23 protein-coding genes and 1 rRNA gene are annotated in these 25,475 nt (G+C 45.8%); 14 read left to right on the plus strand and 10 right to left on the minus strand.

The annotated features are described in order from the left end of the window. From BAZ21_RS22880 to gyrA, 3 genes are all read right to left on the minus strand, one after another. Positions 1-79: ribosomal RNA gene (locus tag BAZ21_RS22880) — 16S ribosomal RNA — on the minus strand; the annotation flags it as partial. 307 nt (positions 80-386) lie between these two features. Beyond that, a complete protein-coding gene (locus tag BAZ21_RS22885) occupies positions 387-1,475 on the minus strand; it encodes an HD-GYP domain-containing protein (protein ID WP_068505234.1) in 1,089 nt (362 codons plus the stop codon). A gap of 220 nt (positions 1,476-1,695) precedes the next feature. Then, complete coding sequence (gene gyrA, locus BAZ21_RS22890) at positions 1,696-4,260, minus strand: DNA gyrase subunit A (protein WP_068505235.1); 2,565 nt, start codon at positions 4,258-4,260, stop codon at positions 1,696-1,698. Between the two features lie 466 nt (positions 4,261-4,726). On the opposite strand from gyrA, the gene BAZ21_RS22895 reads away from it, so the two are divergent. Further along, complete coding sequence (locus BAZ21_RS22895; protein WP_068505236.1) at positions 4,727-5,554, plus strand: YheC/YheD family protein; 828 nt, start codon at positions 4,727-4,729, stop codon at positions 5,552-5,554. 137 nt (positions 5,555-5,691) lie between these two features. Here BAZ21_RS22895 and gyrB read toward each other — a convergent pair whose 3' ends face one another. From gyrB to dnaA, 6 genes are all read right to left on the minus strand, one after another. Continuing rightward, positions 5,692-7,602, minus strand: coding sequence for a DNA topoisomerase (ATP-hydrolyzing) subunit B (gene gyrB, locus BAZ21_RS22900; RefSeq protein ID WP_068505237.1), 1,911 nt, complete (start codon positions 7,600-7,602; stop codon positions 5,692-5,694). A gap of 31 nt (positions 7,603-7,633) precedes the next feature. Further along, positions 7,634-7,885, minus strand: a complete 252-nt coding sequence (remB, locus tag BAZ21_RS22905; RefSeq protein ID WP_007433255.1) for an extracellular matrix regulator RemB — start codon at positions 7,883-7,885, stop codon at positions 7,634-7,636. 16 nt (positions 7,886-7,901) lie between these two features. Then, positions 7,902-9,017, minus strand: a complete 1,116-nt coding sequence (gene recF, locus BAZ21_RS22910) for a DNA replication/repair protein RecF (RefSeq protein ID WP_068505238.1) — start codon at positions 9,015-9,017, stop codon at positions 7,902-7,904. A 54-nt stretch (positions 9,018-9,071) separates the two neighbouring features. Further along, a complete protein-coding gene (gene yaaA / locus BAZ21_RS22915; protein WP_007433253.1) occupies positions 9,072-9,290 on the minus strand; it encodes a S4 domain-containing protein YaaA in 219 nt (72 codons plus the stop codon). Positions 9,291-9,336: 46 nt separating this feature from the next. Beyond that, a complete protein-coding gene (gene dnaN / locus BAZ21_RS22920; protein WP_068505239.1) occupies positions 9,337-10,479 on the minus strand; it encodes a DNA polymerase III subunit beta in 1,143 nt (380 codons plus the stop codon). Positions 10,480-10,665: 186 nt separating this feature from the next. Continuing rightward, on the minus strand, positions 10,666-12,012 hold the full coding sequence (dnaA, locus tag BAZ21_RS22925) for a chromosomal replication initiator protein DnaA (RefSeq protein WP_010346796.1): 1,347 nt from the start codon (positions 12,010-12,012) through the stop codon (positions 10,666-10,668). A gap of 1,072 nt (positions 12,013-13,084) precedes the next feature. Here dnaA and rpmH point away from each other — a divergent pair. The 11 genes from rpmH to BAZ21_RS22980 all read left to right on the plus strand — a co-directional run bounded on the left by rpmH (position 13,085) and on the right by BAZ21_RS22980 (position 23,514). Continuing rightward, a complete protein-coding gene (gene rpmH / locus BAZ21_RS22930; protein WP_007433250.1) occupies positions 13,085-13,219 on the plus strand; it encodes a 50S ribosomal protein L34 in 135 nt (44 codons plus the stop codon). Between the two features lie 261 nt (positions 13,220-13,480). Beyond that, entirely contained in the window at positions 13,481-13,831 is a 351-nt protein-coding gene (rnpA, locus tag BAZ21_RS22935) for a ribonuclease P protein component (RefSeq protein ID WP_068505240.1), read from the plus strand. A gap of 71 nt (positions 13,832-13,902) precedes the next feature. Then, positions 13,903-14,769 (plus strand): YidC/Oxa1 family membrane protein insertase, encoded by an 867-nt coding sequence (locus BAZ21_RS22940; protein WP_068505241.1) that lies wholly within the window; start codon positions 13,903-13,905, stop codon positions 14,767-14,769. Then, complete coding sequence (jag, locus tag BAZ21_RS22945) at positions 14,766-15,521, plus strand: RNA-binding cell elongation regulator Jag/EloR (RefSeq protein WP_068505242.1); 756 nt, start codon at positions 14,766-14,768, stop codon at positions 15,519-15,521. Before BAZ21_RS22940 ends, jag begins: the two co-directional genes overlap by 4 nt. Before the next feature lie 128 nt (positions 15,522-15,649). Beyond that, complete coding sequence (gene mnmE / locus BAZ21_RS22950; RefSeq protein ID WP_068505243.1) at positions 15,650-17,026, plus strand: tRNA uridine-5-carboxymethylaminomethyl(34) synthesis GTPase MnmE; 1,377 nt, start codon at positions 15,650-15,652, stop codon at positions 17,024-17,026. A 96-nt stretch (positions 17,027-17,122) separates the two neighbouring features. Next, on the plus strand, positions 17,123-19,012 hold the full coding sequence (mnmG, locus tag BAZ21_RS22955) for a tRNA uridine-5-carboxymethylaminomethyl(34) synthesis enzyme MnmG (protein WP_068505244.1): 1,890 nt from the start codon (positions 17,123-17,125) through the stop codon (positions 19,010-19,012). Next, positions 19,012-19,734 (plus strand): 16S rRNA (guanine(527)-N(7))-methyltransferase RsmG, encoded by a 723-nt coding sequence (gene rsmG / locus BAZ21_RS22960; protein WP_068505245.1) that lies wholly within the window; start codon positions 19,012-19,014, stop codon positions 19,732-19,734. Before mnmG ends, rsmG begins: the two co-directional genes overlap by 1 nt. Before the next feature lie 455 nt (positions 19,735-20,189). Then, positions 20,190-21,008: a nucleoid occlusion protein gene (gene noc, locus BAZ21_RS22965; protein WP_068505246.1), complete on the plus strand. Its 819-nt coding sequence runs from the start codon at positions 20,190-20,192 to the stop codon at positions 21,006-21,008. Between the two features lie 188 nt (positions 21,009-21,196). Next, a complete protein-coding gene (locus BAZ21_RS22970; RefSeq protein ID WP_068505247.1) occupies positions 21,197-21,958 on the plus strand; it encodes a ParA family protein in 762 nt (253 codons plus the stop codon). Beyond that, positions 21,951-22,793 (plus strand): ParB/RepB/Spo0J family partition protein, encoded by an 843-nt coding sequence (locus BAZ21_RS22975; RefSeq protein WP_068505248.1) that lies wholly within the window; start codon positions 21,951-21,953, stop codon positions 22,791-22,793. Before BAZ21_RS22970 ends, BAZ21_RS22975 begins: the two co-directional genes overlap by 8 nt. A 199-nt stretch (positions 22,794-22,992) precedes the next feature. After that, positions 22,993-23,514, plus strand: coding sequence for a DUF4446 family protein (locus tag BAZ21_RS22980; protein WP_068505249.1), 522 nt, complete (start codon positions 22,993-22,995; stop codon positions 23,512-23,514). Here BAZ21_RS22980 and yyaC read toward each other — a convergent pair. After that, complete coding sequence (gene yyaC / locus BAZ21_RS28205; RefSeq protein ID WP_084011869.1) at positions 23,468-24,073, minus strand: spore protease YyaC; 606 nt, start codon at positions 24,071-24,073, stop codon at positions 23,468-23,470. The genes BAZ21_RS22980 and yyaC overlap by 47 nt on opposite strands. 204 nt (positions 24,074-24,277) lie before the next feature. On the opposite strand from yyaC, the gene BAZ21_RS22985 reads away from it, so the two are divergent. Both BAZ21_RS22985 and BAZ21_RS22990 read left to right on the plus strand, forming a co-directional pair. Beyond that, entirely contained in the window at positions 24,278-25,228 is a 951-nt protein-coding gene (locus tag BAZ21_RS22985) for a mechanosensitive ion channel family protein (protein ID WP_068505250.1), read from the plus strand. After that, positions 25,218-25,442, plus strand: a complete 225-nt coding sequence (locus BAZ21_RS22990) for a DUF951 domain-containing protein (RefSeq protein WP_007433236.1) — start codon at positions 25,218-25,220, stop codon at positions 25,440-25,442. The genes BAZ21_RS22985 and BAZ21_RS22990 overlap by 11 nt, the downstream gene beginning before the upstream one ends. Positions 25,443-25,475 lie beyond the last annotated feature (33 nt).

Below are 25,475 nucleotides of genomic sequence, written 5' to 3' on the forward strand. Positions count from 1 at the left end.
CTAAATAATCCCGCTCGACTTGCATGTATTAGGCACGCCGCCAGCGTTCGTCCTGAGCCAGGATCAAACTCTCCATTAAAGACCAACCGAGGTTGGTTATAGAAAGAGCGATTAGCTCATTTTGAATCTGACGAGATAAAATATCTCATTGTTGATTTTGCGAACAAAATCATTACTCACTCGTTGTTCAGTTTTCAAAGATCAAACACTTCATGTTCGCCTCAGGCTTTATCCCCTCAGCAACTTTTATAGTGTATCATATTCTTCAGAGTTATGTCAACACTTTTTTTCAAAAAGTGTTTTCGCTCTTTTTCGACAACACTTGAAGCGACAAGAAATAATATACCATACCTCTATTATAATTTGCAACTCTTTTTTTAAAAAAGTTAAGTCTCAATACATTCAATATAAAGCTCTCTGTGAAGCATCAAGTTAACGATTTCCCCATTTACTTGAACCAACGGACGAGTCGGATGATCTCGATCAGCAAATATAATTTCCCCTATGCGATTATCATTAAGGCGTACTTTGGTCCCGTTGTTAAATTGGGTGAGCTTGTGAATGAAAACCTGTACCACACTTGGGTCCAGCTTGCCAAACGATTCTGATTTGATTTGCTCCAGAACCAGGTATGGTGATTGGGCAGGTCGATATGTCTTCTGCAGCGTCATGGCATGAAATACATCAGCCACTCCGACAATTTTAGCGTAAATGTGGATCTGTTCCCCCTTGAGACGCAATGGGTATCCGGTACCATCCACTTTCTCATGATGCTGAAGAGCAGCCAGACGCACGCCCTCGTTAATGGCCTTCACATTTTTGAGCAACTGATATCCCAGTGAAGTATGACGACGAACCTCTTCTTGCTCCTCCCCTGTTAATGCGGAAGGCTTGTAGAGGATGACCGGGTCCATTTTGGCATTGCCGATATCATGAAGCAATCCGGCAAAGGCAACCTGCATCCAGTCCTTTTGAGGCAAACCAATCCACTGCGCAATGGAATACGAAGTAAGTGAGGTCAATACAGCATTGTGAAAAATATAATCAACTTCGATCATGGATCGCGGAATGAATGTCATTACGTTATAGCGCTGTATGTGCACCAGTAAGGACTCCAGCTGACTTCGCAGCTCAAATATAGATAAATTAGAGACAAGTACTGATTGGAATGCATTCTTAACAAGCATCACCATTTTATCATACTCATCCTGGAATTGTGCAAACTCATCTCGCTCATCTAATGAGGGGGCTTGTGATTCAGCTGCTCCGGATCGAACAGTAGCATGATCGCCGCCGGAAGTTGCATCATCCTCCATTCCTACCTCTACTTGCTGGATCAGGAACGCCTGTAGAATCTCCAAGTCACGGGGCAGTAGAATGCGGCCTTTCGGCAGCAGCAAGCTGCCCATTTCAGTAAATACATCGCTTTGCAATTTAAGCCCTGCTTTTAATTCGGATACGGGTACAGTTGTCATGGTCAACCTCTCTGTTCTCACAACAGCTGCTCCAGCTGCCAGTTTATGATGTCATTATATTACTTGAAAATGATCCTGTACATTTATTTTATACCATTTAAAGCTTGGCCTTCTGAATTCATTAGCCAGAATAAGAAAAAGACTCCCTGACCACAATAGTCAAGGAGTCTTTCCATCACTTAAGAAATCCAGTAACTACTTGTGTAGTATGGATGGCTTCTTATTCGTTCTCAGAAGACTCTGAATCGCTGCCTTCTGCGCCTGGGTTATCCATATCAAGAGAAGATTCAGCACCTGATGGAGATGTATCTCGGCTAGCTTCTCCGTCCTCTAATAGCTCTTCAAGCAGTTCTTCCTGCTCCTCATTCTTGTTCGCACGACATACAGTAGCAACCGAATCATCCTCGCGGATGTTAATCAGCCTTACCCCTTGTGTATTACGGCCCATTGTAGAGATTTCGTCCATACTGGTCCGAATTACGGTACCACTGGCCGTAATGATCATCAAATCCTCTTCAGTTTTTACAACCTTGAGGCCGACAACCGGACCATTCTTATCCGTAACATTAATTGTCTTAATTCCCTTACCTCCGCGGCTTTGGATACGATAATCCGCTACAGGGGTACGTTTGCCATAGCCTTTGGCCGTTACAATCAGGATATCCAGGTCGGTATCAACGATATCCATACCTATTACAGCATCACTCTCATCGAGACTGATCCCTTTAACCCCCGTAGCGCTACGGCCCATAGACCGTACATCGCTCTCATGGAAACGAATAGACATGCCTTCTGCCGTACCAATGACCATTTCCTGCTGTCCGTCCGTCAGTTTTACTTCGATCAGGGCATCATCTTCACGCAAGTTAATGGCGATCAGGCCACCTTTGCGAATATTAGCATAGTCGTCGAGCGGCGTCTTCTTGATAATCCCTTGTTGGGTCGCAAAGAACAGATAGCTATCCTCAACAAACTCCTCAATTGGAATAACCGCGTTAATCGACTCGCCCTGCTCAATCTGAATTAGATTAATAATCGGTGTTCCCCGGGCTGTCCGACTGAGATCTGGAATCTCATAAGCCTTAATCCGATATACCTTGCCCTTGTCGGTGAAGAATAACAAGTGATGATGTGAATTCGTAATAAACAGATGCTCTACGAAATCTTCATCCTTGGTATCCATACCCACTACACCACGACCACCACGTTTTTGACTGCGATAGGTAGTAACGGGAAGGCGTTTAATATATCCGGTATGGGTTACCGTAATAATAACATCTTCACGAGGAATAAGATCCTCATCCAAAATGCTCTCTTCACCTACTGTAATTTCAGTACGACGCTGATCAGCAAAACGTTCTTTAAGCTCATTCAGCTCTTCGCTAATAATGTTAAGCACCAAATGCTCGTTGGCCAAAATTTCGCGGTATTCGGCAATCTTTTGTAGTAACTCGTTATATTCATTCTCGATCTTCTCACGTTCCAAACCGGTTAAGCGTTGCAGACGCATATCGAGAATAGCCTGAGCCTGCTCAAGAGTAAGTGAGAACCGCTCAATCAGTCCTTCACGAGCTGCTTCTGCAGTTTGAGAGGAACGAATCAAGGCAATAACTTCGTCCAGATGGTCAAGAGCAATACGCAAGCCTTCCAAAATGTGTGCTCTAGCTTCGGCTTTTTTCAGGTCGAATTCTGTCCGACGACGAATAACTTCAACCTGATGTTTGAGATAATGATACAAGACATCTTTCAGGTTCAAAATCTTCGGCTCATTGTTCACAATGGCAAGCATATTGATACCGAAATTAGACTGCATGGCCGTATGTTTAAACAAATTATTCAGAACGACGTTCGGGTTCACATCCCTGCGCAACTCGATAACGACACGCATACCTGTACGGTCCGATTCATCCCGCAAATCCGTAATGCCCTCAATGCGTTTGTCACGCACCAATTCAGCAATCTTCTCGACCAGACGAGCCTTATTCACTTGGTAAGGCAGCTCATGCACGATGATCCGTGCTTTATTGCCAATTTCCTCTATGGTGGTCTTTGCACGCATGGTCACAGAACCGCGGCCTGTTTGGTACGCCTGACGAATGCCAGAACGACCTAAGATATAGCCTGCTGTCGGGAAATCCGGCCCTTGGATATAATCCATAAGTTCCATTGGTGTAATGTCAGGGTTTTCGATCAGTGCTTGTACACCGTCGATAACCTCTCCCAAGTTATGCGGAGGAATATTGGTAGCCATTCCGACTGCAATTCCGCCGACGCCATTGACCAGCAAGTTAGGATAACGTGCAGGCAACACGACAGGTTCATTCTCTTCACCGTCGTAGTTCGGCATGAAATCAACGGTCTCTTTATTCAAATCACGCAGCATTTCCATTGCAATCTTAGACAATCGTGCTTCGGTGTAACGCATCGCAGCCGCCATATCTCCATCAACGGAGCCAAAGTTGCCGTGTCCGTCCACCAGCATATAACGCAAGGAAAAATCCTGCGCCATCCGCACCATCGTATCATATACAGCCGTATCACCATGAGGGTGATATTTACCGATAACTTCGCCGACGATTCTTGCCGATTTCTTGTAAGGTTTGTCTGGCGACATGCCTAGCTCGGACATCGCGTACAAAATACGACGGTGTACCGGCTTTAGTCCGTCCCGCACATCAGGCAAGGCACGGCTAACAATAATACTCATGGCATAATCCATAAAGGATTCGCGCATTTCCACTCCGATATCCCTGTTAATGATCTGCGGGTTATTTTGATCGGCCATGCTGGTCCTCCTTCTCGTCCTTCAATACATTGCTCTCTATGTGAAAAGCCTAACAAGACATTGCCTATATACTCCGCTCTCTGCGCAGGATTTTGGCTAAAAACCCATCTGTATAATTATATTACTTTCACAAAAAGAGCACAATTAAACGCCTCTGTCCCCTTTACAGCGTAAATCTTCTCGTCTTACCCCTTCTGGCAGAAGCAGATAGCTATACCCTTACACCACTAACAAGCCCTGATTATAACAAATTCCCCTGAGTTGGGGATTAGCCCCCACCCTAAGGGCCTTTTCCACATACAATACGTATACGGTCAGGGCTAATGTAGCAAGATTCCGAAAAACGCCGTATTTCTCTATTATATCATTGTTTTCCGCGCTTGTCCTTTAGTTTCCCTTGTTTTGTTAAAGTGTTGTGAATTCCATGTGCGCGACTCATATTTCGAAAAGAAAGGGATGAGAATACTTGTCTATTCAGCGAGTAGCCAGTAAGTGGACCAAAACAAATGCCATTCTCCCCAATCCGGCGTTGGCCCCTTATATACCAGAGACACGTTTGTACACATTCGAGCACTTGAACGAAATGCTAGCGGTGTATGGAACCGTCTATATTAAGCCGGATATTGGTACTTATGGAAAAGGGGTTATGCGTGCAGAAAGGCTCACAGAGCCGCTTCCTCCAACAGAAGAAGGAATCATCGGAGAGAGAATCTGGTACGTCCTTCGTTATGAAGTAGATACCCTTACTTTTGACAGTCTGGAAGAACTGAACAAGGTGGTTTCTAACCGCATACGGAAGCGTCCATATCTGATCCAACGCGGGATTGACCTTCTTCAACATGAAACGCGTCCCTTTGACCTGCGGGTATTAACCCAGATGAACCTGAGAAAACATTGGGAAACGACGCTTATAATAGGACGCATAGCTGCTCCTGACAAAGTCGTCACCAATCACCATAGCGGTGGTACAGTACGCTTTTTCAATGAACTTGTAGCACCCTATCTAGATGAAAAGGAAACAGTACACCTAGAGCAAAAACTATCAAAATTAGGCGAGCGAGTAGCCTGGCAGCTGCAAAAAAGATACCCTCGGCTAAAGGAAATTGGATTGGATGTGGGATTGGATCAGCAGATCTATCCGTGGATTTTGGAGGTTAATACGAGACCAGCTATTAAAGTCTTCTCTTTCCTTCCCAACAAAAGCCTTTATCATAAAATATTCAGGTATGCTGTAGGCTATGGCCGTTATTCAGCGTCCACGGGCAAGCCTGCACACTCTAAGAGAAAGGCCTAGGGCATTGATGTTAACTATTCAAATTCACCCTAGCTGGTTAATAAACAAGAAAAGGGACGCCGTCTGGGCGCCCCTTGGTGTTGAACTCAAATCATAACGAGCAAATCGTACATTAGCTAAGATGAAAATATCACACATTAAAAATCGAGATTTTTCACATACTTAGCATGTTCCTGAATAAAGTCGCGGCGAGGTTCTACATTATCCCCCATTAGAGTGTTGAACAGTGTATCTGCCAGCATCGCGTCATTAATGGTTACCTGAAGCATAGTACGGCTTTCAGGGTCCATTGTCGTTTCCCATAGCTGTGCCGCGTTCATCTCACCCAAACCTTTATAGCGCTGTACATTGTACTTTGCATTTTCTCCAAATTCCCTGATGATCTCATCACGTTCTGCTTCTGAATTTGCATAACGTATGACCTTGTTGCGCTCTACCTTGAACAGCGGTGGCTGAGCAATGTAAACATAGCCTGCATCTAAAATTTTACGCATATACCGATAGAAGAACGTCAGCAGCAGCGTGCGAATGTGAGCACCGTCGACATCTGCATCCGTCATGATAATGACCTTGTGGTAACGTGCTTTGGAGATGTCAAAATCGTCTCCGATCCCTGTACCCATTGCAGTTACCATCGAGCGGATTTCATCACTGGACAAAATGCGATCCAGGCGTGCCTTCTCCACATTCAGGATTTTACCACGAATCGGCAAAATAGCTTGGAAGTGACGATCACGGCCCTGTTTGGCCGATCCCCCCGCTGAATCACCTTCGACGATGTACAGCTCACTAATCGAAGCATCCTTGGAGGAGCAGTCCGCCAGCTTGCCGGGAAGAGAGCTGATTTCCAGTGCACTTTTACGGCGCGTCAGCTCCCGTGCTTTGCGGGCCGCTTCACGGGCACGTGCTGCTTGTAAGGATTTATCAACTACGCGGCGAGAGACAGATGGATTTTCCTCCAGAAATTCCTGAAGTTTCTCAGCGAACAGGGATTCGACAATCCCTCGCACCTCGCTGTTACCGAGCTTTGTTTTGGTCTGACCCTCAAATTGCGGTTCCGGAATTTTGACGGAGATAATCGCCGTCAGCCCTTCGCGCACATCATCGCCAGTCAGGTTAGCGTTGCTATCCTTAATCATGCCGTTTTTACGTGCATAATCGTTAATAATCCGGGTTAATGCACTCTTGAAGCCAGATTCGTGCGTTCCGCCCTCATGCGTATTGATATTGTTGGCGAAAGAATAAATATTCTCGGTATAGCTGTCGTTATATTGCAGCGCAACTTCGACTTGAATCATATCGCGTGAGCCTTCGACATAAATCGGCTGCTCATGAAGTACTTCTCTTTGTTGATTCAGAAATTGCACGTATTCACTGATTCCACCCTCGTAGTGGAATGTATCGCTGGCCCCCGTCCGCTCATCAGTCAGGCTGATCGCGATTCCTTTGTTCAGAAAGGCCAACTCACGAATCCGCGTTTGCAGCGTATCATAGTCATATACGGTTGTTTCTGTGAAAATTTGCTCATCCGGGTAAAATGTTGTTTGAGTCCCCGTCTCGTCTGTGTCACCGATAACTCTCACATCATACTGCGGCACACCACGATGATATTCCTGTTCATACACATGTCCGTCCCGTTTGACATGAACGATCACTTTGCTGGATAGAGCATTCACTACGGATACACCAACCCCGTGCAGACCGCCGGAGACCTTGTACCCTCCGCCTCCGAATTTACCACCTGCATGAAGTACCGTCATAACGACTTCCAGTGCTGATTTTTTCATTTTGGCGTGTTCACTTACTGGAATACCGCGACCATTGTCTGTAACGGTAATGCTATTATCCGTGTGAACGACAACCTGAATGCTGTTACAATAACCTGCCAGCGCTTCGTCAATACTGTTGTCCACAACTTCCCAGACCAAATGATGGAGACCTTTGACACTCGTGGAGCCAATATACATCCCGGGACGTTTCCGAACCGCTTCCAGGCCCTCCAGGACCTGAATCTCGCCCGCATCATAAGACGGTTGATTCATAGACATGCCTTTCACCTACTTCTATAGATTTCTATGGTTAAGCATTGGCAACAAACTGGTTTGCCCGCTTTTTGAGTGTTGTTGAGGAGATGGGGGAATAATACACCGTATTCTGAGTCACTACGATGGACTTGGCTTCCTCTTCGCCAATCATCTCGACATGCTTTTGCTGCTGGGCATGGTTTACGTATTGCTTGGAGATTTTAGAGGATTTTTCAATCGAGATATCGAAAATAGCCACAAGCTCCGACGAGCGGATGATTTTTTCGCCACCCAGATGAATATACATATCGGTTACTCACTCCTTAGTGTTCCACATGCCCGTCATGGACGTGATAAATATTCGCATCCTTGAGTCGCTCCGCGTTCAGACTCTCAATCCCGGTTGCGGTGATAAAGGTCTGTACCTTGCTCTGGAAAGTTTCGATCAGTTGGGTCTGACGATAAGGATCCAGCTCTGACAAAACATCATCCAGGAGCAGGACAGGATATTCACCGATTTCCTCATGAATTAATTCAATTTCGGCCAGCTTCAAGGACAGGGCCGTCGTCCGCTGCTGCCCCTGAGAGCCATACGTATGCACTTCTCTGCCATTAATGGCAAAGGCCAAATCATCACGATGGGGTCCCGCCAAAGTCATGCCACGGCGGATTTCCTGTTCCCTCATTTGGGATAACTTTATCATAAATCGCTCCAATAAGACAGCTTCATCTTCTTCCTCTGGCTCACTGAAGGAGGGAACATAGGTTAATTTCAGCTCTTCAGTCCCCCCCGCGATCCCTTCATGAATGGCCTGAGCCCACTTTTGCAGCTTTGTTATAAATTGTTTCCGCTTTTTAACAATTTTAACACCATGCTCAACAAGTTGCTCGTTCCATACCTCCAGCATCAGCTGCACCGAGGCCATATCTTTCCCCCAAGCTTGCTTGAGCAGGTTGTTCCGCTGAACCAGCACCTTTTGATATTGCTGCAAATGATACAGATAGCCTGGGGCTACCTGTCCAATTTCCATGTCAAGGAACCGGCGGCGAACCCCCGGTGTTCCTTTGACAATTTCCAGATCCTCGGGGGCGAACATAACCACGTTTAACGAACCGATAAAATCACTCAGCTTTCGCTGCTCCAATCCGTTGATTTTCGCTTTTTTGCCTTGTGTGGATAACGACAGATCAAGCCTGATCTTCCCGTATTTTTTATCCACATCCGCAGCCAGATGAGTAGAAGCAGCTCCGAAAGAGATTAACTCCTTATCGCGCGACGTTCGGTGACTTTTGGTCAAAGCCAGTACAAAAATCGCCTCTACGAGGTTTGTTTTGCCCTGGGCATTTTGTCCAATCAGCAAATTAACGGGCCCAAATTCATTCAGCTCCAGCTGTTCATAGTTCCGGTACTGCTGCAAAGCAATGTTGTTCACAAACACATAGGGTCCCCCTTGCTACTCCGTACCTAAAAGGAGTCCTTGCCGACTAGGCGATTATGCTCCTGCCGTAACTTCGAAACTTCCGTTGTCCTCTACTTCTACAGTATCGCCAGGGTATAGCTTTCTTCCCCGTCTTTCTTCCGGCTCGCCGTTGACGCGGACTTGTCCCTCCTGTAGTAGGGCCTTGGCCATTCCACCTGTTGATACACAGTCAGCCAGTTTTAAAAATTGATCGAGCTTGATGTACTCGGTTTGTATCGATATCCGTTTCAAGGCTTGTTCATCCTTTCGCTTGTTCTCAGGCGGGTAACGCTACATGTTAGTTGGTTGTACGATACGGCAGGATGATGTACAGCGCATTGCTGGAATCTGCCGGTTTTAAAATAATCGGACTCATGATGCCGGTGAAAGCGATCGTCAGCTGCTCACTGTCAATCACCTTCAGCACGTCGAGCATATATTTGGAGTTGAATGAGATTTTGAGGGGCTCTCCCTCAAATTTGGACACATTCACTTCCTCACGCACCTTACCAAGCTCAGAGGAACTGGAGGAGATCTCCAGACCGCCATTTTCCAACGATTGCATTCTTACAATATTCGTTTTTTCCTCGCGGGACAGCAAATAAGCACGGTCGATAGACTCGCTCAAACTTTTTGTATCCACAATCAGTTCTGTTTTGTAGGAAGTCGGAATAATTCTAGAAGTATCAGGATAGGTTCCATCCAGGATGCGGGAATAAAATAGTACCCGGTCAACCTTGAAAAGCACCTGATTGTCCGCTACGACGATATCCACAAGCATATTTTGATCTGGAATAATTCTGCTTAGTTCATTCAACGTTTTGCCTGCAATGACAACATTGCTAAAACGCAAGTCTTCAGACGATTCCAAACGAGCGCTGCGGGTGGCCAGGCGGTGGCGGTCTGTTGCTACAAACTTTAATTCTCCCTCAGCCAGATTCCATAATACCCCGGTTAAAATCGGTGTTGTTTCGTGGGTGGAAATGGAGAAAACCGTCTGTTTGATCATATTTTTGAGCAAATCACCTGGCACAGAGATAACCTGATTTTCTTCAATGCTGGGGAGCACAGGGAATTCCTCAGGGTCCAAACCAACGATTTGAATTTCAGTAGCACCGGACGAGATAAAGGTTTGGAACTGATCCTTTACCTCCATGCGGATCTCCTGAGACGGCAGTTTTTTGATAATTTCGACAAAGAATTTGGCTGGCAGCACAACACTTCCGGGTTGTTCAACCTGAACGACAGTTTGGTCTCCATCCTCCATTGGAATAAAGGATTGAATAGAGATGTCTGTATCGCTGGCAGTTAGCGTTACACCCTGATGATTCACATCCAGCTTAATACCACTCAGAATTGGAATCGTAGTACGACTCGATATCGCTTTGGATACATGCTGTATAGCCTCGTTCAAAACGTTTTTCAGAATGCTGATCTTCATAAGTTCCTCCTACGGGTTTTAGTCCTTCAAGCACGCGTTGACGCGGGCCCTATTTAGGTGATGAATTTCTTTAAAATATAGTAGTAATAGTAATAGGCGCACTGAATATGTGGATAAGTAGGTATAAACCTAATAAAATCAAGCCTATCCACATGTGTATAAATTGTGTATAGGCTCTGAACTTGTTCAGGTTGGATTTTTGATTTTCTCTATTAGGTTGTTGATAACTTTGAACAGATCCTGATCCACTTGAATGGATTTGGAGATTTTTTCGTGCGCATGAATGACCGTCGTATGATCACGCCCACCGAAGGCCTCACCGATTTTAGGCAGAGAATAGTCGGTTAACTCACGCGACAGGTACATGGCAATTTGTCGTGGGAAGGCCACAGCCTTTGTCCGCTTGCGCGCTTTAAAATCCTCCAGACGCAGATTGTAAAATTCCCCGACTTGATGCTGTATATCCTGAATGGTGATCATTTTGGGGCGGCTGGACGGGATAATATCCTTCAACGCCTCAGCAGCAAGATGACTTGATACATCCTGATTGGTTAAGGAAGAATAGGCGACAACGCGAATCAGCGCCCCCTCCAGCTCACGGATGTTTGTATCAATCTGGTTGGCGATATACATCATGGCCTCATTGGGAATGTCCAGGTTTTCTGCACGGGCCTTTTTCCGAAGAATAGCGATTCTGGTCTCCAGATCTGGCGGCTGAATGTCCGTAATGAGTCCCCACTCGAAGCGGGAGCGCAGCCGTTCTTCCAGCGTCGGAATTTCTTTGGGAGGCCGGTCACTGGAGATGATAATCTGCTTGCGTTCCTCATGAAGCGCGTTAAACGTATGGAAAAATTCCTCCTGCGTCGATTCTTTGCCGGCAATGAATTGAATATCGTCAATGAGCAAAATATCAATGTTGCGATATTTGTTCCGGAAGCTCTCCCCGCGGTTGTCCCGGATGGCATTAATGAATTCGTTCGTAAACTTCTCCGACGATAAATATACGACCTTGCTGGTCGGATTGTGCTCCAAAATATAGTGCCCGATAGCATGCATCAGATGCGTTTTGCCCAGACCTACGCCGCCGTAAAGAAACAGCGGATTGTACGCTTTGGCCGGCGCCTCGGCGACGGCCAGCGACGCTGCATGAGCAAAACGGTTCCCCGATCCGATGACGAATGTATCGAATGTATATTTGGGATTTAGCATATGGGACACGGCTTCTTCATGTACGACCGGCTGCTGCTGAGGTTGCTGCTGAAGATCGACCTCGGGGGGCTTGTTCTCCTCGATGACGAACTTGACCTCCAGTTGCTTACCCAAAATTTCATAAACCGTTGCTCCGACTAGCTTGGTATAGCGGCTTTCAAGCCATTCCACGGCAAAGGTTGTCGGGGCAGAAATCACAATGGAGTGGTCATTCAGTTTCGCTGCCTTGGTAGCTTTAAACCAAGTGTCGTAACTCGGCTTACTCAGCTTGGTTTGTATAATGGATAAAATTTGCTGCCATAGTTCAGAGATATGGCTGTCCACAGACGTCACTCCTTTTAAATCCTGACATTTTGCCGATGAACTGAGAGCTGCTCCCGGCGCTTCAGCAAAACGCCTAAAATCCCAAAAATATTTGTTGAAGGCCATAAAAAGACATACCGCCGCCTAAATCATGCGGCAGTGTGATGAGAGAACGCAGCACAAAATGACCCTGAGAAATAACTGATGGAAAATTCCACTGCCGCTGGGCAGAAGAAAGGCGATATTTCTCAGGAGGGAATGCGCGGCACGATCCGTTCTCTTTATCCCGCAGGCCAAAACGAGACTGCAATATGTCGAAATCAAATGAAAAATGTAGAATATATCCCCAGAATCCCGAATCCGCACAAAAATAAAAAGATGGATAAATTGAACTTGTTCACAACTTTATCCACAGGGTGTTGATAATATGGAGGGTAAAACAACATATTCACATTCAAAAGTAATATCATCATAGCAAAAGAAGCCTTGTATTTCAATGACTCGTGGTTATTTATCCACAAATTCAATCTGTTGTGTACAATTTTTATTCACAACACAAGATATTGTTTATAATTTGTTCAGTTTTCGACAATAACTCTTTTTTGCTCTAAAATGTTATGCACAGGTTATGACCATTTAAATCACAATACCGTTCTTTTTGTGAATCTGTGTATAACAGCCGTTGCCTTTTGGTCACAGCGGCTTATTTTTCTGTTGAAAATTTCCGGTAACGTTTCCGACATTATTTGTGAATGGATTGGCGACGACGATCTGAGAAAGAGCGGATTGAAGTGGCAGAATGGATAGAAGGTAGACACGAGCGGTTTTGGCTGGGAGAAAATGCAGCTGGATTGCTGAATAAGAGGAAGGAGAAACAAGAAAATTGTCGTTAAATCAGGGTAAACGAGAATGAAGTGTGAGTGAATGAATGAGAAGGGGGGAATTCCTGAATACGAAAAAGAGGGAGAGGATTCACAAGCACATTGACTTTGACAGCTATTTGTGGTTAGATGTATAAAGGTGTTTTTTGTGGAGATTGCTATGTTAGGTATATTCCATATAAAACGTATTCCTTGTAAGGAGGTGCAGCACAATGAGACCGACTTTCAGACCGAATGTCAGCAAACGTAAAAAAGTTCACGGCTTCCGTAAAAGAATGAGCACAAAGAATGGCCGTAAAGTTTTGGCGGCTCGTCGCCAAAAAGGTAGAAAAGTATTGAGTGCGTAATGCGTGCATAAAGACCACTACGGTGGTCTTTTTTTCATAATTGAGGTATTAACGGATCGGATCGCTACCTCTACTCTGTAGAAATGTAGTGAAAAAGAGGGGGAAGTGCCGATTCCTGTCCTATATTAGATGAAGCTTTTTGAAAATGGATGTAAAATAAGCGAGATTACCATGACGGAATGTTGTCCATACTTCTTACTATATAAGAGCTAAGGATTGGCTTGCCGAAGTGTGTAAAAGAGATGAGCAAGGAGAAGCGCCGTGCGAAAAAAATTGCGTCTTCGAAACCGGGCGGACTTTGGGCGCGTATACCGCCATGGCAAATCTTTTGCCAACCATCAGTTTGTGGTGTACTGGTTCCGCCGTAGAGAGGTAGAGCAGTTCCGTGTCGGAATTTCGGCCAGCAAGAAGATCGGCAACGCAGTTGTGCGTAACCGGATGCGCAGAATCGTCAAGGAAATTGTGCGTCATCATGAGCATGAATTGGTGGGGCAAATTGATCTGATTTTTATCGTCCGTAAGGATGCGGTTGCGATGTCGTATCAAGAGCTGGAGAAAAGCGTGCTGCACGTTCTGCGCAAAGCCTCGCTGCTCAAGTCTTCGCGCCGATAGTCAGTATCTTTGTCCTACAGGATATGGTATGATTTACGTTGGAATGGATTGGTTAAGAAAGGGGTTATGAAGTGTCGCGTTTGAAGACTCAACGAGGGAAATGGTTCCTTCTAATTGCTTTATTGGCGCTTGTTGCCATGCTGTCCGGGTGTGCCCCGACGGCCCACAATTCTTACACGACGGCAGATTTGGCCAACGGATCAGTTTGGCAGAGATATGTCGTTTACTGGTTTTCGTATGCGCTGGATACATTTGCCCAATGGTTCTCTGGAGAGTATGGCCTGGCCGTATTGATTCTGGTGATCATCGTGCGGACGATTATTTTGCCGCTTACACTTAAGCAAGTACGCAGTTCCAAAGCTATGCAGGCTATTCAGCCACAATTAAAAGAAATTCAAGCGAAATACAAGGATACACCTGAGAGAGTTCAGCAAGAGACGATGAAATTGTTTCAGGAAAACAAGGTCAACCCGATGGCGGGCTGTCTGCCTTTGGTCGTACAAATGCCGATTTTTATCGCGCTTTATAATGCCATTTACTATAACTCGGCATTACGGGATCATGACTTTTTGTGGCTCCAGTTGGGTAAACCGGATCACTTGTTTATCCTGCCGATTCTGGCAGCAATTACGACATTTGTCCAAACCTGGATGATGATGAAATTGAATCCGACGCCGCAGCAGGGACCGATGCAGTTTTTGCTGTACGTGTATCCGGTGCTGATTCTGTTCATGTCGTATAACTTCCCATCCGCTTTGCCGTTATACTGGTTCTACAGTAATATTTACACGATTATCCAAAACTATTTCCTTTATCGCAATAATGATAAAGAAGCTGCCCTGGCGAATGTGAAAACAGCCAGTCATACGAAGACGGGTTCACCCAATAACAAGAAAAAAAGTAACAGAAATACGAAGGGGGCTAAAAAGTCGAGATGACCAAGGTCGTGACATCAGGAAAAACCGTTGAAGATGCTGTAAAACAAGGACTCTCCCAACTGGGAGTAAGCCGTGAACGGGTAACCGTAAACGTGTTGGAACAGCCGTCAAAAGGATTCCTGGGATGGCTAGGGGTCAAGAAGGCGAAGGTGGAGCTTACGCTGCTGTCTGAGCCATCTCCCGAAACCATACACACGGCTGAACCTCATGTATCGGCTCAAGCGCCTTTTAGTGCGGGACAGGCTGTTCCGGAAGCTGAATCTGTCACGCGGGAAGCACACATCAACCCGACCTCTACGGGACAAGCTGATCCCTATGAGGAGGCGGTGCGTTTTATCCGCGAAACAGCAGCAGGAATGGGATTGGACGTTGAGGTTGATGTCCACCACCGCAAGGATGAAAGTATACTGGATATCTCCGGTCCGTCGCTCGGGATGCTGATCGGTCGTCGGGGACAGACCTTGGATGCATTGCAGTATCTGACGAATATTGTTGCCAACCGTCATTCTGACAAATTCATCCGAATTGTTCTGGATGCCGAGCAATTTCGCGCACGTCGGCAAAAAACGCTGGAGGATTTGGCAGATCGGTTGGCCAACCAGGCTATTCGTTATGGTAAGGAAGTTGTGTTGGAGCCAATGCCGTCACAGGAGCGAAAGCTGATTCATGCCAAGCTTCAACAGCATGCGCAGGTTAGAACATACAGTAAGGGGGACGAGCCGAATCGGCGCGTCGTCATTGCCAAAAAATAATCCGACGCAATGGCTCTCTGCATGGTGCAGAAGCCATTGCTTTTTTTCTTATATTTCTGACTGAAACGGGTGCCGTCCTTAATCAAGGACGGCAAAGCCGTTTCTACTTGATAGGAGGTAGAAACGATATGCTGAGCGATACCATAGCTGCCATTGCAACGGCAGTCGGCGAAGGCGGCATTGCGGTCATACGGGTCAGCGGCCCGGAAGCTGTCACGGAAGTGGAGGCTTTGTTCCGCAGCAAAACGCCTCTAAGCAAGGCTCCATCTCACACAGTACACTATGGACACATTATAGATCCTCACAACCAGGAAAAGGTGGAGGAGGTTTTAGTTACGGTGATGCGGGCGCCACGCTCTTTTACAACAGAAGATGTAGTAGAGATCAGCACTCATGGCGGGGTGGTAGCCGTCAAACGGGTTATGGATTTATTACTGCTGCAAAATATACGCTTGGCCGAGCCGGGCGAATTCACGAAGCGTGCTTTTTTGAATGGTCGTATTGACCTGAGTCAGGCGGAGGGGGTCATTGACCTCATTCGCTCGAAGTCGGATAAAGCTTTTTCGGTAGCTCTAAAGCAGGTGGATGGACAGCTGTCACAGAATATTCGTCGCTTGCGTAATGTTTTGGTAGAGACGCTTGCCCATATTGAAGTAAACATTGACTATCCTGAACATGACGTGGAATCCTTTACGTCTGAGTTAATTAAGGATAAGAGCAGTCAGGTTATGGCGGAAATTGATCGGCTGCTGCATACGGCGGAGCAGGGGAAAATTTTGCGGGAGGGTCTGACCACGGCGATTGTCGGCAGGCCGAATGTGGGCAAATCCTCGCTGTTGAATACACTGGCCCAGGGTGAACGGGCGATTGTGACCGATATTCCGGGCACCACCCGTGATGTGATTGAGGAATATGTGACAGTGAATAACATCCCGCTCAAGCTGCTGGACACGGCCGGCATTCGCGAAACGATGGATGTGGTGGAACGAATCGGAGTAGAGCGTTCGAGAACGGCTGTCAGTGAAGCGGATCTGTTGCTTGTCGTGATTAACGCCAACGAACCGCTACATGAGGATGAAATGGCATTACTGGAACAAATCCGCGGTAGACAAGCGATTGTCATTATGAATAAAATGGACTTACCGGCCCAAGTGGACCGGGATTTGCTGCTGCGCTATGTACCTGAAGAGCTCATCGTACCGATGTCTGTCAAGGAGCATGAGGGAGCAGACCGACTGGAGCAGGCGATATCGAATTTATTCTTCAGCGGCAAGCTGGAATCAGCAGATATGACATATGTCAGCAATGTACGGCATATTGCTTTGTTGAAGAAGGCTCGCCAATCCCTGGTGGATGCCTATGAAGCGGCTGATCAATTTGTACCGATCGACATGATTCAGATTGATGTAAGGCTGGCGTGGGAGCATTTGGGCGAGATCGTGGGCGATACTGCGCATGATGCGTTAATAGATCAAATATTTTCACAATTTTGTCTGGGCAAATAGGACATTCAAGCATGGCTGGTATAAGCCCTGCTATCGTTATAGATATACAAGACATATTCGGCGGAAGACCGGAGTGTATAAGGAGGTAAGAGAGGTATGGGATATCAAGGAGGCGACTATGACGTCATTGTCGTAGGCGCAGGCCATGCGGGTGTAGAATCCGCTTTGGCAGCAGCCCGGATGGGCTGTCGTACGTTGATGATTACAATTAACCTGGATATGGTCGCGTTTATGCCCTGCAACCCGTCTATTGGCGGCCCTGCAAAAGGTCATGTGGTGCGGGAAATCGATGCTTTGGGCGGTGAAATGGGTCGCAACATCGACAAGACCTTTATCCAAATGCGTATGCTGAATACGGGTAAAGGACCTGCGGTTCACGCATTGCGTGCACAGGCTGACAAGTTCTCTTATCAGCATACAATGAAGGAAACGATGGAGAAGGAATCCAATCTGACCTTGCGCCAAGGTATGGTAGAAGAACTGATTATAGAAGACGGCCATTGCGTGGGTGTGATTACGAAGACGGGCACAGAGTATCGGAGTAAAGCAGTTGTGCTGACGACCGGCACCTATTTGCGTGGAAAAATCATTATGGGTGAGCTGATGTATGAGAGTGGTCCAAACAATCAGCAGCCTTCAGTGAGATTGGCTGAGCATTTGAAAGAGCTGGGCTTCGATCTCGTTCGATTCAAAACAGGAACACCACCGCGGGTGCATAAGGATACGATTGATTTTAGCAAAACGGAAATTCAGCCGGGAGATGACCAACCGAAGTTTTTTTCCTACGAGACGAAGTCTTCGGATAATGAGCAGCTTCCTTGCTGGCTGACGTATACTTCTGTAGAAACACACCAAATTATTAATGATAATTTGCATCGTGCGCCGATGTTCTCCGGTCTGATTGAAGGAACAGGGCCACGCTACTGTCCATCTATTGAGGATAAAGTGGTGCGTTTCAGTGATAAGCCGAAGCACCAAATCTTCTTGGAGCCTGAAGGTAAAAACACATCTGAATACTATGTTCAAGGCTTGTCGACCAGCCTGCCAGAGGATGTGCAATTGGCTATACTGCGCACCATTCCGGGGATGGAAAAGGTAGAAATGATGCGTAACGGTTACGCTATCGAGTATGATGCGATGGTGCCTACGCAGTTGTGGCCTACTTTGGAAACGAAAAAGGTTCCCGGCTTGTTCACAGCAGGTCAAATTAACGGTACCTCCGGTTACGAGGAAGCTGCGGGCCAAGGCATTATGGCAGGGATTAACGCAGCTCGCAAGGTGCAGGGTAAAGAGCCGGTTGTATTGGATCGCTCTCAAGGCTACATTGGGGTTCTGATCGACGATCTGGTGACTAAAGGTACGAATGAGCCTTACCGTCTGCTGACGTCCCGTGCAGAATATCGTTTGTTGCTGCGTCATGATAATGCAGATCTGCGGTTGACGCCGATTGGGCATGAGATTGGCCTGATTACGGATGAGCGGTACGAGCGCTTTTTGGATAAAAAGCAAAAGGTAGAGCAGGAGATTGAGCGTCTTCGCTTGGCGAAGGTTCGTCCAGTTGATGTAAATGAAATGCTGGAGCAAGGTGGTTCCGCACCAATACAAGATGGCAGTAATTTGTTAACAGTGCTGCGTCGACCAGAGATCAGCTATGCACAAGTGGCGCAGATTTCACCTTCACCTGTCGCTCTTACTGAGGAAGAGCAGGAGCAGGTCGAAATTCAAATTAAGTATGCGGGCTACATTGAAAAGCAATTGATGCATGTAGAACGTCTGCAAAAGATGGAGAAAAAGAAGCTTCCAGAAGATATTGCATACAATGAGGTTCAAGGTTTGGCTATTGAAGCGAAGCAGAAGCTCGAAAAAATCCGTCCGATGTCCATTGGTCAGGCATCCCGTATCTCGGGTGTGACTCCTGCGGATATTTCCATTTTGTTGGTTTATCTGGAGCACTATAACCGCGTAACGGCAGCAAGGGGATCATAATGGACGACATACAACAGCAATTTAAGCAGCGGCTGGCCGAGCATAGCATTGTGATTAATGACGATCAGCTAGAGCAGTTTGAAACGTATTATCGTGTGTTGGTGGAGTGGAATGAAAAAATGAATCTTACGGGGATTACAGAGCGTGATGCGGTGTACACCAAGCATTTTTACGATTCTCTTTCACTCGCCTTCTATGTTCCGTTAAAGGATGTGGGAAGCCTGGCTGACATTGGTTCAGGCGCAGGCTTTCCTGGAATTCCTTTGAAAATATGTTTTCCACATATTCAGTTGACTATTGTGGACTCGTTGAACAAACGCATACAATTCTTAGCACATGTAGTAGAGCAGTTGGGGTTAGAAAATGTTGAACTGATTCACAGCAGGGCAGAGGAATTAGGACGTAAAACAGGCTATCGCGATAGCTACGATCTGGTTACAGCCAGAGCTGTTGCCCGTCTTGCAGTACTGAATGAATTCTGTTTGCCTTTTGTCCGTGAAGGAGGTCACTTTGCTGCGATGAAGGGCAGTGATCCAGCGGAAGAAATCAAGGAGGCTTCCTTCAGCTTGAAAGAGCTAAAAGGGAAAATCAAGCATGTCCAAGCCTTTCAACTACCTGTTGAAGATGCAGCCAGACATATGATTATTATTGAAAAAAGGGCAGCTACCCCACGGAAATATCCGCGTAAGCCGGGTACGCCTTTGAAATCACCGTTAGTGTAAATGTTTGAAAGAAAGTGAGTGTTTCACGTGAAACATTCACTTTTTTTATGGCTAAGTAGGCTCTTTCTATCGAAAATTTGTAGATACGGGGGAATTACTTTGTAACGAAAAGGAAAATGACTGAATAGGTAGCGGGATAGGAGGACAATTTATTATCTGATCCTTCCGAAAAGCTGGTAGAGGCGATAGGATTATGGCTGAAAAAGTGATAGAATAGAGATAATCGTTTTAATATCAGTTGACTACTTCCCGTACTCATTTATCCGGGGATTTTGCAAAATCCTCTTCCAGCATACATATAGGGAAGTGGGGCAACAAGGTCGGGAGAGCACGCGAAGTGTATCCACTTACGGGGCTTTCTCATATAAAAGGGGTCTATGATCCGCGTAAGGAACTGTTTTTCACGAAGCGCTGTAAGTATGGTGCTATTATGAAATTAGGTGGTATTATACGGAATGAAAGAACAATTTTCCAGGCTATTTGGTTTGACGGAGCGATCTACTGGGGACGAAATAAAGCAACTTCCTGTTCGGGATATTGTCAGCAGTCCTTATCAGCCCCGCACCATATTTGACGACGAGAAGATTGATGAGCTATGCCAGACCATTAAGACGCATGGTGTAATTCAACCGATTGTCGTTCGTTTCCGTAATGGACAATATGAAATTATAGCAGGGGAACGCCGTTGGAGAGCTGTTACCAAGCTGGGAATGGACACAATTCCAGCCATTGTTCGTGAGTTTAATGATTCGCAAGCTGCATCCATCGCGTTGATTGAGAATCTTCAACGGGAAGGGCTGACTGCGATTGAAGAAGCAGTGGCTTATCAGAAGTTGATTGATCTCCATCAGCTTACTCAGGAAAGCCTTGCTCAGCGACTGGGTAAAAGCCAATCCACCATTGCCAACAAGATAAGACTGCTTCATCTGCCAGAGAGAGTGAAAGAAGCTTTAATGGAACGGAAGGTGTCCGAGCGTCATGCTCGTGCGTTATTGTCATTAGAGACCGAAGAGCTACAGTATAAGGTTTTAGATGAAGTCATTTCTAAGGAACTCAATGTAAAGCAGACAGAGGCACGAGTTGCCTTTTATAAACAAGTGTCAACGAATAAGAAATCCAAGCGGATTTCCTTTACCAAGGATGTCCGGCTTGCGCTGAATACGATTCGTCAATCCATTGATATGGTGTCTGGCTCAGGCCTGGATATCAAAACCAAGGAATCCGATCACGAGGATCACTATGAGATTGTCATTCAAATTCCCAAACGTAAGTAAGGGATGCAGCGTACAGGCGGCAGCAATTGCCGCTTTTTCTGTCTAACGCCCAATAAAACCGCAGCATACTCGTATTCTATTTTATAAAATTGCCGTTATCCGTAAGCTAAGGATTAAGTAACGTCTCCATAGAGCATTTTGCATCATGGAATGTAGCAGAATTCCGATTAAATTATGAGGTGAATGAAGTGTCAAAAATAATAGCCGTAGCCAATCAAAAGGGCGGAGTGGGCAAAACAACTACTTCCGTGAATTTGGGCGCCGGACTTGCTTCCCTCGGCAAAAGGGTATTGCTCGTGGATATCGACCCGCAAGGTAATACAACCAGCGGTGTGGGTATCAATAAGGCGGATGTGGCAAATTGTATTTATGATGTACTCATTAATGAGGTTGATCCTAGTGAGGCGATTGTCAACACACAGGTTGAGGGACTGGATATTATTCCAGCAACCATTCAGCTAGCCGGTGCGGAGATCGAGCTGGTACCGACCATATCTCGTGAGCTGAGATTAAAGAGATCGCTCCAGCTCGTGAAGCATAATTATGACTATATATTAATTGATTGCCCTCCATCGTTGGGTATTTTGACGCTCAATTCATTGACAGCCTCTGATTCGGTCATTATTCCGATTCAGTGTGAATATTACGCATTGGAAGGATTAAGCCAGCTATTAAATACCGTAAGATTAGTACAAAAGCATCTGAACACCTCATTGCAAATTGAAGGTGTGTTGTTGACGATGTTTGATGCTCGTACGAATTTGGGTATTCAGGTGATTGAAGAAGTGAAAAAGTATTTTCAAAGTAAGGTCTATCAGACAATTATTCCACGCAATGTAAGACTTAGCGAAGCCCCATCGCATGGCCAGTCCATTATTACGTATGATCCCCGCTCTCGTGGGGCAGAGGTATATATTGAGTTGGCAAAGGAAGTGGTATCTTATGAGTAAACGGTTGGGAAAAGGACTGGATGCACTCATTCCCTCCCTTACAGTCAATGAAGAGGACAAGGTTGTTGACATTCCGCTTAGCCAGTTGCGTGCGAACCCGTACCAGCCTCGGAAAACATTTGATGATGAATCCATTAAAGAGTTAGCGGAATCCATTCGTCAACACGGTGTTATCCAGCCTATTATCGCGCGTAGTGTATTAAGAGGATACGAAATTATAGCAGGGGAAAGACGTTTTCGGGCGTCCCAATTTTGTGGGAATCCAACCATACCTGTGGTCGTTCGCAATTTTACGGATCAGCAGGTGATGGAAATTGCCTTGATTGAAAACTTACAACGTGAAAATTTGAATGCGATGGAAGTGGCAGTAGCTTATCAGGGATTAATGGATCAATTTTCCTTAACGCAGGAAGAATTGTCCATGAAGGTTGGGAAATCACGTTCTCATATTGCCAATTTTCTTCGCTTGCTTGCATTACCGGAGGAAGTTAAAGATCATGTTTCACGTGGAACATTGTCGATGGGACATGCCAGAGCCATTGTTGGACTCAAAGATCCAAGTATAGTGAAGCAGCTAGCACTGCAATGTATTGAGCAGCAGTGGAGTGTTCGCGAACTGGAGGAAGCTGTACAACAGCTGGATCATAAACCTGGGGAAACGAAGGCCAAAGCCAAGGTGCGAAAAAAGGACCCCTATATTGACCATATGGAAGAGTCCCTGCGTGAGCGTTTTAAAACGACTGTAAAAATTAAGCACAATAAGGATAAAGGCAAAATCGAATTAAATTATTACAGCCAGCAGGATTTGGAAAGATTACTGGAGCTATTGCAGTAGTCTGTAACAATATGGACATGTCTCCTTGAGCAAAACGGAAAGTGAGATATGTCTTTGCTTTGTCTGAATCTGTAAGAATCAGAATGGTATTGATGGGTAAACTAATAGCCTTCTGTTATTTGTTTCGCTGTTCTCAAACGTATAAAATATAAGATATACAGGTACATGATTTTCGAGGTAGAGGGGTAGAAACAAGCATATGGCTGAATTGAATGGACTAATCATGGAACAGCTTGCTGGAATCGTTGCAGGGATCGTGTTCATTTTGCTCTTACTGTTGATTGTTATTATTGTACAGGGTGCAAAATTGAAGAAAATGCGGCGCAAGTATGAGACCATGATGGCAGGCAGTGGTGTCGAGAATTTGGAAACGCTGCTGATTGATTTGAAAGTACAGATGGATACGATTGAGGATGAGCAGGCGACCCATCGTGCAAGTATGAAATCTCTACGTAGCAAATTGACTGGATTGAAGGGGAATGTAGGCATCAAGCGTTATAATGCTTTTGGCGAAAGAGGAAGTGATTTGAGCTTCTCTTTGGCTATTGTAGATAACAATCAGGATGGCATTGTGTTAACCGGTATCTATAACCGGGATGGCTCTTATGTGTATGCCAAGCCTCTGGAAGCTGGACAATCATCCTATTCCTTATCACCTGAAGAAAAGGAAGCCATTACTCTTGCGCAGCAAGCAGGACAGAACGGTAATGCCACTCCTTAATCGCGGAGTATAAGCTGCTAGCAATGATATCTGATAATTTCATTACCAGATTTAGCCTTGTATTTTGCAATACGAAGTACTCCATGAAGCCGCCGACGTTAACGATACCTGTCAAATGGATATCGCCAACCGGCGGTAATTCTTTATTTACGCCTGCTCCAGGCTTTAGCGGACCCTCTGCGACCTGGATGCACCCAACACTGGAGGTTTGTCCAAGGCATGCATCGATGCCGATGATGTAAGGCTGTTCATACCGCGCATATATGTCATTAAGCGTCGTTTGCAGATTCATAGCATGCACAGGCTCGTCTAATGTACCATATAGGTTAAATAGGGGGCTTTTATAGCGTAATAAATGGGTACCTACGAGCGGTCCGAGGCAATCTCCAGTAGAACGGTCGGTGCCAATGCAAATGATGACGATATTCTGTAGACTCGGTGCCTGATGCAGATGGAACAGCAAACGATGGATGATGGCTGATTGGATCCCGGGGTCGGTATGTGATATTTTTAGGCTAAGGGGTTCTTGCCCCGGAATGAAGTCAGATGGATGAGACATGATATCTTCCTTTCGCTCTGTAATGGAGTGTGCCGGTTGCGCTCGTTTTATATAGTAGCTAGTATATGGATAAGTTTGTGTTTTTATACTTGGGAAAGTAGATTATTCATAGGCGTATGAATCATCAGTTGATGAGTTTATATTGTAGGAAATAGAATGTGGGAAGCTGGAAGAGAAGTTCCCTTGTTTAAGGAGGAATACAGCATGACCTTTATGCATTGGCTGGAGGGCGACACAGGCACAGAAGAGGTAGTGAAGGGTGCAATTCACTTGAAGGATGTTGTGTGGAAGTTTATTACAGATGGTGAGATGTGGTCGGCCTTTTTGTTTGTCATTTTGAAAATTGCTATTATTTTCATCATTACACGTATCTTTATTCGGGTTATTAATAAAATTATAGATAAGTCGATGCAGCAAAAGGGAAATAACGGCAGGTTCCGATTAAATACGCGACGGTTAACGACTGTTGGGGAGCTTCTAAAGAATGTAACCAATATTGTCTTCAATTTCATTTTGATTATGCTGGTATTGTCGCAAATGGGGATTAATCTCGGACCTCTGATTGCCGGAGCCGGAGTTCTTGGATTAGCTGTCGGTTTTGGGGCACAGAGCCTGGTTAAGGATGTAATCACCGGATTTTTTATAATTTTTGAGGATCAGTTTGCCGTAGGAGACGTCATTCAGACAGGAACCTTCAAAGGAACGGTAGAAATGATTGGGCTGCGTACAACCAGACTGGTGAGCTGGAAAGGAGAGGTTTACATTTTACCGAACGGCTCCATTACGACAGTTACGAACTTCTCCATGTCCAACGCATTGGCGGTAGTCGACGTACCGATGAAGGCGGAGCGTAGTCTGGAAGAAGCGGTTGGTCTGGTCAAGCAGGCAATCCGGGGAATTGAGGAGTCCAATGCACAGGTGCTGAATATACCGGATGTGCTGGGGGTCCAGTCCATGACTACAGCAGAGTATATTGTGCGTGTAGTGGCGGAATGTATGCCGAATACAGCGGCTGTGGTCGAGCGGGATATCCACAATAACATCAAGAAGGCTCTGGAGGATGAGGAGTATCGGCAGGCCGTGCTGGAGACGTCGGTAACCCTTGAGAAAGAAGATTACGAGGAAGGAAAAGGGGGAGAAAAGGGTGGAGCGTAAGTCGTTTGAGCTAGGGGACATTGTGCAGATGAAGAAGCCTCATCCCTGCGGAACAAATGAAATGGAAATTATCCGTATGGGGATGGACATTCGAATCAAGTGTGTCGGTTGCCAGCATAGTGTGCTGATCCCGCGTGCCAAATTCGAAAAGAATATGAAGAAGGTGCTGCGCTCGAAGTCCAATGCTGACGAGCAGAATTCGGAAACCATTTGAGCCGAGAAAATGAATCATGATGGACAAGAATCA

Source organism: Paenibacillus kribbensis, from assembly GCF_001705305.1.
Lineage (GTDB): Bacteria > Bacillota > Bacilli > Paenibacillales > Paenibacillaceae > Paenibacillus > Paenibacillus kribbensis_B.